Raw genomic sequence first — 10,405 nt, forward strand, 5'->3', positions numbered from 1 at the left:
CCAACCGCTATTTCTTCAAGCTGGCTTCGATCAAGAGATCGGCGTTCGTCGCCACCGACTGCGCCGGTCCGCCAGCGCCGAACAGCTGGCCGCTGATATAGGCGCCCTCGATCAGGAGCAGCAGCCCGTCGCCGAGCGTGTCGGCATCGCGGGCACCCATCGCCGCTGCCATGGCGCGCAGGCGCCGACGCAATTCCTGCTTGTTGGCCTCGCTGACCACGCGCGCCGGGTGGCCCCGTTCGGGATATTCGACCGCCGCGTTGGTCATGCCACAGCCGCGATATTGCGGCATCTGCGTGCGCTTGCCGACGCGGGTCAGGAAAGCCTTGATCTGCGCGCGCGGGTCGCCGGGATGAGCGTCCACCGCCTCGTCGAAGCGATCCCAGAACTCAAGGTCGTACTGCCGGAGATAGGAGGCTGCCAGCTCATCCTTGGAGGGAAAGCTGCGATAGAGGCTCGGCTTGGTGACGCCGGCGCGCCTGACGATTTCGTCGACGCCGATCGCCCTGATGCCCTGGCGATAGAACAGGTCGCGCGCCACGTCGAGGATCTTCTTGGCGGCCTTCGGCGGAGCCGATGCATGACCGTCCTTGATGGTCGGTTCAATATATTTGTCCGTTGGCATCGCGTGACTCGATTGACAGTGTTACCGATCGGTACGTATACATATTGCCACTTTGCAACGTACCGGTCAGTAACATGATAGTTCAATCTCGTCCATTTGGCCAGCGCTACGCTTTCGTCGTGGTTGGCGTCATCTTCCTCTGCCTGCTGATCGCGGCCGGCCTTCGTTCGGCGCCTGCCGTGATGATGCTGCCGCTGGAAAACAGCTTCGGCTGGGGGCGTGATGTGGTTTCGGTGGCCGCTGCCATCGGCATCTTCCTTTACGGTCTGACCGGGCCGTTCGCCGCTGCCCTGATGGAGCGGATCGGGTTGCGCCGCACGCTGCTCGCCTCGTTGGCGGTGATGTCGGGATCGACCGCGCTCAGCCTGCTGATGACCAAGCCGTGGCATCTGTTCATCACCTGGGGGGTGTTTTCCGGCATCGGCTCCGGCGCGGTCGCCACTGTGCTCGGCGCCACCATCGTCAACCGCTGGTTCAAGACCAATCGCGGCCTTGTCATGGGGCTGATGTCGGCCTCCAGCGCCACCGGCCTGCTGGTGTTCCTGCCGCTGCTCGCCTCGCTCGCCCAGTCGGGCGGCTGGAAGCCGGTCGCCATCGCCGTTGCGGTCGCCACCGCCTGTCTTCTGCCGCTGGTCTGGCTGCTGGTGCCGGAGCGGCCGGCCTCGATCGGCATGGTGCGTTATGGCGCCGAACTGGATGACGTGCCGCCGACATCGCCGGCCTCGCAAGGCAATTTCCTTGCCCACACGCTTAACACGCTGCGCCGCGCCGCCGGCACGCGGGTGTTCTGGTACCTGTTCGCCACCTTCTTCGTCTGTGGCTTTACCACCAACGGGCTGGTCGGCACACATCTGATCGCGTTCTGCGGCGACATGGGCATCGGCGAGGTGCAGGCGGCCGGCCTGCTGTCGATGATGGGCATCTTCGACCTGATCGGCACGACGCTGTCGGGGTGGCTCACCGACCGCTTCGACCCGCGCAAGCTGCTTGGCGTCTACTACGGCATCCGCGGCCTGTCGCTGATCTATCTGCCCTATTCCGGCTTCTCGGCGACCAGCCTGATCATCTTCGCGGTCCTCTACGGCCTCGACTGGATCGCCACCGTGCCGCCGACGCTGAGGCTCGCCAACGAGGCGTTCGGCGATCGCAGCGGGCCGATCGTGTTCGGCTGGATCGTCGCCGGCCATCAGGTCGGGGCGGCCACAGCCGCGGCCTTCGGCGGCACCATGCGCGAACTGCAGGGCAATTATGAGCTGGCGTTCCTGATCGCCGGCATGACCGCGATCGCCGCCGCCTGTATCTCGCTGCTGATCAACACCAGCCGGCCGGCGTTTGATCCGGAACCGCAGGCTGCATAGCCGGCGACTCGCCTTGCCAGTGCATTGTCAGACCAGTGCATTGTCAGAAAAACTTCATGGTTTCGAGATGCCGCTGAAACATTGACGCTGGACCTTGATGGCACCGTTCAATGCCATCCAGGAGACAGCCATGAACAAGCTCTCGATGACCCGCCGCGCTTTCGTCACTTCCGCCAGCGCCGTTGGCCTGGTCGGCGTTTCCGGCCTGGCGCTGCCATACTATTCGCGCGCCAACCAGCGCCCGGCCTTCACGCATGGCGTCCAGTCGGGCGACGTCGACGCGACCAGCGGCATGGTGTGGACGCGCACGGACCGCCCGTCGCGCGTCATGTTCGAGGTGTCGTCGACGGAGAATTTCGCCAATGCGGCCCGCCTGGCGCCGCTCGATACCTCGTCGGCCAGCGACTATACGGTGAAGCGGCTGCTCACCGATCTCGCCTCCGACCAGGACATCTTCTATCGCATGACGGCGGCCGATCTCGCCGACATCAACGCCGTCTCGGAGCCGATCACCGGCCGTTTCCGCACCGCGCCCGCCTCCAGGCGCGACATCAGGTTCGCCTGGTCGGGCGACACCGCCGGCCAGGGCTGGGGCATCGACGAGACCGGCATGAAGACCTACGCCACCATTGGCAAGCACACGCCCGATTTCTTCCTGCATTCGGGCGACACCATCTATGCCGACGGCGCGATGAAGGACGAGGTCGACCTGCCAGGCGGCGGCAAGTGGAAGAACGCCGTGCTCATCGACGGCAAGCGCAAGGTCGCCGAGACGCTGGACGAATATCGCGACCAGTGGAAATACAACATGATGGACAGGAACGTGCTGGGCTTGAGCGCCATCTGTCCGACCTTCTACCAGTGGGACGACCACGAGGTGCTGAACAACTGGTCGGATTCGAAGGATCTGAGCGCCGACAACCGCTACACGGAGAAATCCATCCATGTGCTGGCGGCACGTGCGGCGCGCGCCTTCCACGAGATGACGACGATCCGCTACGAACCGTCCGAGCCCGGCCGCGTCTATCGCAAAATAGCCTATGGACCGCTGCTCGACGTGTTCTTCCTCGACATGCGTTCCTATCGCGGGCCCAACGGTCCCGACATGCAGGATGAGATGACGCCGCAATCGCGCATGCTTGGCGAACAGCAGACGAAGTGGCTGAAGCGGGAGCTGGCAAACTCGAAGGCGACCTGGAAAATCATTGCCGCCGACATGCCGCTGGGCCTCGTGGTCTGGGATGACGGGGCCAAGAAGGTCGGCGCCGAGGCGGTCAGCAATGGCGACAATGGTGCGCCGAAGGGTCGCGAGCTCGAGATCGCGGACCTGCTGCGCTACATCAAGAACGCCGGCATCAGCAACACCGTCTGGCTGACCGCCGACGTGCACTACACTGCGGCGCACTACTACAATCCCGACAAGGCGCAGTTCCAGGATTTCAATCCGTTCTGGGAATTCGTCTCCGGACCGATCCATGCCGGCACGTTCGGCCCCAACGATTTCGACATGACCTTCGGTCCGGAACTGAGGTTCATCAAGGCGCCGACCGCCGAGCAGGGCCAGAACCTGCCGCCATCGGCTGGCCTGCAGTTCTTCGGGCTGGTCGATATCAACGGCGCCAGCGAACAGATGACGGTGCGGCTGATGGATCGCGACGACAACGAACTCTACAAGGTCACGCTCGACCCGGTGCGGTCGGCGTAAGCGCGCGGCCAGTCAGAAGCGCGTCCCGGGCGCGGTGTCCTAGAGTCCGGACTTATAACCAGTAGGGGACAGCGGCTGCGATGCAGACCTCAGCCAGGAAGGTCACGGCGTTTCGGTTGTTATACACGGATGGTACATCGTAATGTAATTGCTAGGAGATAGGATCCCTATGCCAGAAAGAATCACCATCGCCGAGCCACTGCCGACAACCGCCGTCGTCCGCGTCTCGCGCGCCAGCTACGACCCGAAACGGTTCGCCGAGGTCGACGCTGCAAGCAAGAAGACCTCGGAGTACATAATCCCGGCCCTCAGACGACTGCCGGGGCTCCTTCGCTTTTATGCGGGCGTCTCGCCGAAGGGCTCGATCGTGCAAGTTAGTGTCTGGGACACCGACGAGCACGCGGCACAGTTGGACCGACTGAAGGAGATGGTCGTCGACGGCCGTAGGGATATGGAGGCGGTCGGTGTGACGTTCACCCCGATTTTCAACTACCCCATCGACTGGACCTGGACCGTCTGACCTGGAATCCGAACAGCCACAGGCTTTTCTCCGTCCAGCGGACGAAGCGGTTGTAGAGCGACTTCTTGGTCCGTACTCAGGCGGCGCATCGACCAGCGGCCGTCCGATTTCAGCACGTCACAACCCGTTGCTCATGCCAGCATTTTTATGGGTCCAGACCCTAGTCCGGATAGCAGACCATCGGGATGTTCGGCCAGACGGCGCTGTCGCAATTGGCGGCGTCCTGCCTCTGCTTGAAGGCGGCGCTGACCGGGCCGGTCACCATCGGGTCGACGCCGTCGGGCGCGTCGGCGAAGACCTGTTCGGCCGACAGCGCGTCCGCCGACAAGGCAGGGCGTGCCTCCTTCTGCGTCGCTGCCGACTGTGCGGCGTTGGCCGCCAGCAGGAGGGCAAAGGCCACCGATGCGATCAGCGGCCAAAATCGGTTGAGTTTATCGGTCATGATGTTCGAACTGCCCGGGACCCTGAGAGGTTCCGCCTTGGTTAACAAAATCATCTCACACGAGGATGCTTAAGATTTGATGAGTATTTGGTGTCGCGCTTCCCCTTTCGCAAATGCGAAAAACCCTGTATGAGCCGCGCAACCGAAAGAGGCAGCGCCTTTTGGCCTGCTGCCTGCAACGCTCCCGAGACCAGAACATGAAAATCCGTAATATCGCGATCATCGCGCACGTCGACCATGGAAAAACCACCCTCGTCGACCAATTGCTGCGGCAATCCGGCTCCTTCCGCGACAATCAGCGCGTCGCTGAGCGCGCCATGGATTCCAACGACCTCGAAAAGGAACGTGGCATCACCATCCTGGCCAAGGCGACCTCGGTCGACTGGAAGGACACCCGCATCAACATCGTCGACACCCCCGGCCACGCCGATTTCGGCGGCGAGGTCGAGCGTATCCTGTCGATGGTGGATTCGGCCATCGTACTGGTCGATGCCGCCGAAGGGCCGATGCCGCAGACCAAGTTCGTCGTCGGCAAGGCGCTCAAGGTCGGCCTGAAGCCGATCGTCGTCATCAACAAGATCGACCGCCCGGACGCCCGCCATGTCGAGGTGGTCAACGAAGTGTTCGACCTGTTTGCCGCGCTCGACGCCACCGACGAGCAGCTCGACTTCCCGATTCTCTACGGCTCGGGCCGCGACGGCTGGGTTTCCGAAAATCCGGAAGGCCCAAAGGACCAGGGTCTGGCGCCGCTGTTCGACCTCGTCATCAAGCATGTGCCGGCGCCGACCGTGCATCCCGGTCCGTTCCGCATGATCGGCACCATTCTGGAAGCCAATCCCTTCCTTGGCCGCATCATCACCGGCCGCATCGAATCCGGCACGCTGAAGTCCAACCAGCCGGTCAAGGTGCTGCACCATGACGGCACGCTGGTCGAAACCGGCCGCATCTCGAAGATCCTCGCTTTCCGCGGCCTCGAGCGCCAGCCGATTGAAGAAGCCCAGGCGGGCGATATCGTCGCCATTGCCGGCCTGTCGAAAGGCACTGTCGCCGACACCTTCTGCGACCCTTCGGTGACCGAGCCGCTGCATGCGCAGCCGATCGATCCGCCGACCGTGACCATGTCCTTCCTGGTCAACGATTCGCCGCTGGCCGGCACCGAAGGCGACAAGGTGACCAGCCGTGTCATCCGCGACCGCCTGCTGCGCGAGGCCGAAGGCAATGTCGCGCTGAAGATCGAGGAATCACCGGACAAGGATTCGTTCTTCGTTTCCGGCCGCGGCGAATTGCAGCTGGCCGTGCTGATCGAGACTATGCGCCGCGAAGGTTTCGAGATCGCCGTGTCGCGTCCGCGCGTGGTCATGCAGAAGGGCGAGAACGGCGAATTGCTCGAGCCGGTCGAGGAAGTCGTCATCGACGTCGACGAAGAACACGCCGGTATCGTCGTGCAGAAAATGTCGGAGCGCAAGGCCGAGATGGTCGAGCTGCGCCCGTCCGGCGGCAATCGCCAGCGCATCGTCTTCCACGCGCCGACGCGCGGCCTGATCGGCTACCAGTCGGAACTGTTGACCGACACGCGCGGCACCGCCGTGATGAACCGGCTGTTCCATGCCTATGAACCCTACAAGGGCGAGTTGGCGGGCCGCACCAATGGCGTGCTGATCTCGAACGAGCAGGGCGAGGCGGTGGCCTACGCCATGTGGAACCTGGAAGACCGTGGCCCGATGGTCATCGACCCGGGCGTCAAGGTCTATCAGGGCATGATTATCGGCATTCACACCAGGGACAACGACCTCGAAGTGAACGTGCTCAAGGGCAAGAAGCTGACCAACATCCGCGCCGCCGGCAAGGATGAGGCGGTCAAGCTGACGCCGCCGATCCGCATGACGCTGGAGCGCGCGCTGGCCTGGATCCAGGACGACGAGCTGGTCGAGGTGACGCCGAAGACGATCCGCCTGCGCAAGCTCTATCTCGACCCGAACGAGCGCAAGCGCTTCGAGAAGTCGGCCAAGGCGGTCGGCGCGGCGTAAGCATTCAATTTTCCAACTGAGAGGGGCGGAGCACTCATGTGCTCCGCCCCTCTTTCATTTATCCACCGGCAGCCGAAATGATGGCCTGCCGGTCGGGTTCGGCGACGAGGTCGATGCGGATCGTCGCTCCATCCCGGGCCGGCTTGCGCAGGGCCTTGGCGCCGTCCGGGTCAATAACCAGCAATCGCCTGTCTTCCAGCACCTGAAGCCGTGATCGCGAGATGCCGAGTCCATTGGCAAGCAGCCGGTCGAGCCGGAGCGACGTCGGCATTTCGAGCCCGAGCTTGAGTTCCAGCGCGGTTGCGCTTTCTCTTGTGTCGCCGAGCCTTTGCTTGTGGACGGCGACATCGGGAAACTCTTCGACCCGCCCCACACGGCTGCGCAGCGCAACGACATCGAAAGCGTGGCGCCGCGCCAATGCTGGATCGTTGCTTTCAAGCGCCTGCAACAGCTCCGGCTTGATGTCGTGGCGATTGCAGCGTTCGAGAATGCCGAAATTCCAGGAATTGTCGCAGTCGATGCAGCGATATATCAGCCAGACGTCGATGCGCTTGCCGTTGGCGTTGACGCGAAATTTTTCGCTGCAGCGATAAGCCTTCACGCCGCCGCAGCGATTGCAGTTGATGAGCGGTCGAGGTGCGATTTCAGGCGTGATCGCCCAGTGAATGCACAGATAACCAGACATGCCGATAAGCCCTTCCCGTCGGGAAGTTCATCAGGTCGGCGATGTCGAGATGCCCATGGCGGGCACGGCGTGGCGCAAGCTTGCTATGGTCGGAAATCAGGCGTCACGGGCGGTTGCGCGCGACAGCGGTTCAGCAGTGCCAAACCGGTCTCGAACCGCCGCCCAGAGGAACACGTGAAAATGAAAACAGACACCGCGAATGCGGCGCCATGCATTGTGTCGGGGGAGTTGACGAGACCGGCGGTTACGTAGGCAAAGTGAAGCTCAAAATTGTTTCGAGGCGGAATTTCTAGCCGTAGCCAATGACGACGGCAAGGCGGCCGTGCTTGTTTGGTGAGGAATTACCGCCGGCTCCAGCCACTTGCGATCACCCTTCTGATGGCGCTGATGCCCAAGGGAGGGATGCTTTCTATGTCTTCAAGAGTTCGCAAGACCGAATAGTGATCGATCTTTTCGGAGTACCGTCCTGGGTTGATTCCAAATCCGTAGAATACAGTAAATATATGGTTCTCTGTATGGTAGTCGTCTTCATCGAACGTCACTACCAAGAGGCTGTGATTTTTCTTCGACCAGACGGCGTAGCCTCCAAGATGATTTTTCAACCAGGTGTCAGCCGCCTCTATCGTGCCATCATGCATGTCATTTTCGAGATTGGGGATCACGAAGCTCACGGATGGTAGCTTTGCGTAGTCGCGAGGGAACTGGGCCAAAGACTTCTCAAATCCCTTGGCGTCCGCAAACGATTCCCAGGGATTGTGTTTTCGCGGCGATCCGGCTTCGACATAGCCGGCAAACGTTTTGCCATGAGCCCGAAGACGAGCGGCCAGGTTCGGCGCAGCGAAGCTGTGCGTGCCATCGTCATGGACGTCTTGTGTCAAACCGCTGAACAGCGCGAAGTAATTGGGTTGGCTGGGGTGAGCAACCCCGTAGGATCGATCGAACAGGGCACCGCCCTTTGCCAGCTTGTTCAGATAGGGAGCAGCTCGTCCCGCCTGAGAAATCTGCTCAAAGGCGTGGTTCTCCATGATGACGACAACGACGTGATCATATCTTGGCGGCGTCCTCGACGAAGCGACGGCCAGGGGCGCTCCGCTCGGCGCCATGCTGGCTGTCAGGACAGCCAGCATGGCGAACCGTCGAAAGACCGCGCGCCAACCCCGCACAACCACGAAAACTCCTCCTCCCGCCTGATCGGCAAGATCAAGCTGACTGCAAGTCAGGCATGGCAGTCAAGGGCGTGGCCGAACGCTGAGCCGGTCTGGGATCTGCCGCTACCGAAGTTGCAAGCGGTGATGTCGATCGGATATCGTCCGCCGCTCAACCGCTGGAAGGCAGTGCCATGCACCTCACCTCGCTCCTGATCTTCGCCGCCGCTTTGTTCGTTGCCGCAGGTTCCCCCGGTCCGTCGATCGCGGCTCTCGTGGCGCGGGTCATCTCGAAGGGCTTTCGCGACGTGTTCCCGTTCCTGCTCGCCATGTGGATCGGCGAGGGCATCTGGCTGTCGCTGGCGGTGTTCGGGCTGGCCGTCGTGGCGCAGACCTTCCATTTCGCCTTCGTCGTGGTGAAATGGGTTGGCGTTGCTTATCTTGCCTACCTCGCCTGGAAGATGTGGACCGCGCCGGTCGAGGCGCGCGAGGGCGAGATGCCGCGCGAGGATTCGGCGGTCAAATTGTTCTTCGCCGGCATGGCGGTGACGCTCGGCAACCCGAAGATCATGATGTTCTACCTGGCGCTGTTGCCGACCATCATCGACCTCGCTTCGGTCAGCCTCGTCGGCTGGGTCGAGCTGACGGCGACCATGGCCGTGGTGCTGGTCGCCATCGACCTCGCCTGGGTGCTCGCCGCCGCGCAGGCGCGCAAGCTGCTGAAAAGCAAGCGCGCCATGAAGATCGCCAACCGCGTCAGCGCCGGCACCATGGCGGGTGCCGCGGCAGCGATCGCGGCACGCTCCTGAGGCGGGGCGTCAGCCCATCATATTGATGATCGGTGCGATCTCGACGTTGCAGTTGGGCTCCATCAGGATCGGGCAGTCCTTGGCCTTGCTGGTGGCGTCGTCGATGTCTTTTGCTTCGATGACCGAGTAGCCACCGGTCGGGTTGCTGCCGCCATTGTTCTCCACCTTGCCACCGGGCAGGACGGTCTTCGACATGCCGACCGGATTGCCGCTGTCGACGACGGCCGAGCCAAGCTTTCCGAACCAGCCTGTCCAGGCGTCCATCATCGCCTTCCGCTCGGCTTCGCTCGTCGGCATCTTGCCGGAGCCGTGATAGATGTAGAGAAACTTCGCCATGTTCTCCTCCCTTGTCCAGCGGCATCGAACCGGCATGCGGTCATGCCGCGCGCTGATCATCGGACCAAACCGGCAAACAAGCAACGAGAATGCGAAATAGCTAATATAGGCGCGGGTGGGTGCCAGCGCCGCGCCTCAACGCGCCATCGCGTGGTATTCGTCGTTCGGCCGCATGTCGATTGCCGCGGCGACCCGGTTCGACATGTTGAAGAAGGAAGCGGTCGAAGCGATGTCCCAGATGTCGCGGTCGGAAAAACCGGCATGACGCAGTGCCGCCCGGTCGGCCTCGACGATCTTCGCGGGATCCTCGGTCAGCTTGACCGCGAATTCGAGCATCGCAGTCTGCCTGGGCGAAAGATCGGCGGCGCGAAAATTCATCACCATCATCTCGCCGAGCGCCGGATCGCCGGACAGCTGGCGCACCGCCGCGCCATGCGCGGTCAGGCAATAATAGCAGTGGTTGATGGAGGAGACGACGACCGCGATCATCTCGCGCTCCAGCTTCGACAGGCCGGATTCTCCGAGCATCAGATCATTGTACATGTCGGTGAAGGCGCGAAGCTTCCTGTCGTCGAAGGCGTAGGCCTGGAGCACGTTGGGAACGAGGCCGAGCTTCTCCTCGCATTTGGCGAAATAGGCTTTTGTCGCTTCGCTGAGGTCCGCGTTGCCGAGGTCAAGCGCGGTGATTCTGCCGGTCATCGGGGGTTTCTCCTCATCACGCGGTGGCTTGCCGCCGAATTCCGATATTTCTTT

General features: G+C 62.4%; 11 protein-coding genes. 5 read left to right on the forward strand and 6 right to left on the reverse strand.

Annotated features, from left to right (window positions below):
• Window positions 1-7: 7 nt before the first annotated feature.
• Window positions 8-625: a TetR/AcrR family transcriptional regulator gene (locus tag AC56QP_RS20105; RefSeq protein ID WP_489858381.1), complete on the reverse strand. Its 618-nt coding sequence runs from the start codon at window positions 623-625 to the stop codon at window positions 8-10.
• 74 nt (window positions 626-699) lie between these two features.
• Here AC56QP_RS20105 and AC56QP_RS20110 point away from each other — a divergent pair, with 74 nt between their 5' ends.
• The 3 genes from AC56QP_RS20110 (at window position 700) to AC56QP_RS20120 (ending at window position 4,208) form a co-directional block, all read left to right on the forward strand.
• Complete coding sequence (locus AC56QP_RS20110) at window positions 700-1,983, forward strand: MFS transporter (RefSeq protein WP_489858380.1); 1,284 nt, start codon at window positions 700-702, stop codon at window positions 1,981-1,983.
• 130 nt (window positions 1,984-2,113) lie between these two features.
• The gene (locus tag AC56QP_RS20115) at window positions 2,114-3,688 is read left to right on the forward strand and encodes an alkaline phosphatase D family protein (protein ID WP_489858379.1); all 1,575 of its coding nucleotides are present in this window, start codon (window positions 2,114-2,116) and stop codon (window positions 3,686-3,688) included.
• Window positions 3,689-3,857: 169 nt separating this feature from the next.
• Window positions 3,858-4,208, forward strand: coding sequence for a hypothetical protein (locus AC56QP_RS20120; RefSeq protein ID WP_489858378.1), 351 nt, complete (start codon window positions 3,858-3,860; stop codon window positions 4,206-4,208).
• Window positions 4,209-4,368: 160 nt separating this feature from the next.
• Here AC56QP_RS20120 and AC56QP_RS20125 read toward each other — a convergent pair whose 3' ends face one another.
• Window positions 4,369-4,650, reverse strand: coding sequence for a hypothetical protein (locus AC56QP_RS20125; protein ID WP_489858377.1), 282 nt, complete (start codon window positions 4,648-4,650; stop codon window positions 4,369-4,371).
• A 197-nt stretch (window positions 4,651-4,847) separates the two neighbouring features.
• Between AC56QP_RS20125 and typA the strand changes: the two genes are divergently transcribed.
• Window positions 4,848-6,677: a translational GTPase TypA gene (typA, locus tag AC56QP_RS20130; RefSeq protein WP_091576130.1), complete on the forward strand. Its 1,830-nt coding sequence runs from the start codon at window positions 4,848-4,850 to the stop codon at window positions 6,675-6,677.
• 58 nt (window positions 6,678-6,735) lie between these two features.
• Here the strand turns inward: typA and AC56QP_RS20135 are convergent, their stop codons facing one another.
• A complete protein-coding gene (locus AC56QP_RS20135) occupies window positions 6,736-7,362 on the reverse strand; it encodes a DUF1062 domain-containing protein (protein WP_489858375.1) in 627 nt (208 codons plus the stop codon).
• 341 nt (window positions 7,363-7,703) lie between these two features.
• Entirely contained in the window at window positions 7,704-8,489 is a 786-nt protein-coding gene (locus AC56QP_RS20140) for an alkaline phosphatase family protein (RefSeq protein ID WP_489858374.1), read from the reverse strand.
• A 212-nt stretch (window positions 8,490-8,701) separates the two neighbouring features.
• Here AC56QP_RS20140 and AC56QP_RS20145 point away from each other — a divergent pair, with 212 nt between their 5' ends.
• A complete protein-coding gene (locus AC56QP_RS20145) occupies window positions 8,702-9,316 on the forward strand; it encodes a LysE family translocator (RefSeq protein WP_489858373.1) in 615 nt (204 codons plus the stop codon).
• Between the two features lie 9 nt (window positions 9,317-9,325).
• Here AC56QP_RS20145 and AC56QP_RS20150 read toward each other — a convergent pair whose 3' ends face one another.
• A complete protein-coding gene (locus AC56QP_RS20150; RefSeq protein ID WP_489858372.1) occupies window positions 9,326-9,652 on the reverse strand; it encodes a YciI family protein in 327 nt (108 codons plus the stop codon).
• Window positions 9,653-9,787: 135 nt separating this feature from the next.
• Window positions 9,788-10,351 (reverse strand): peroxidase-related enzyme, encoded by a 564-nt coding sequence (locus tag AC56QP_RS20155; protein WP_489858371.1) that lies wholly within the window; start codon window positions 10,349-10,351, stop codon window positions 9,788-9,790.
• Window positions 10,352-10,405: the final 54 nt, after the last annotated feature.

It is taken from the genome of Mesorhizobium sp. RCAM 05104 (assembly GCF_059683645.1).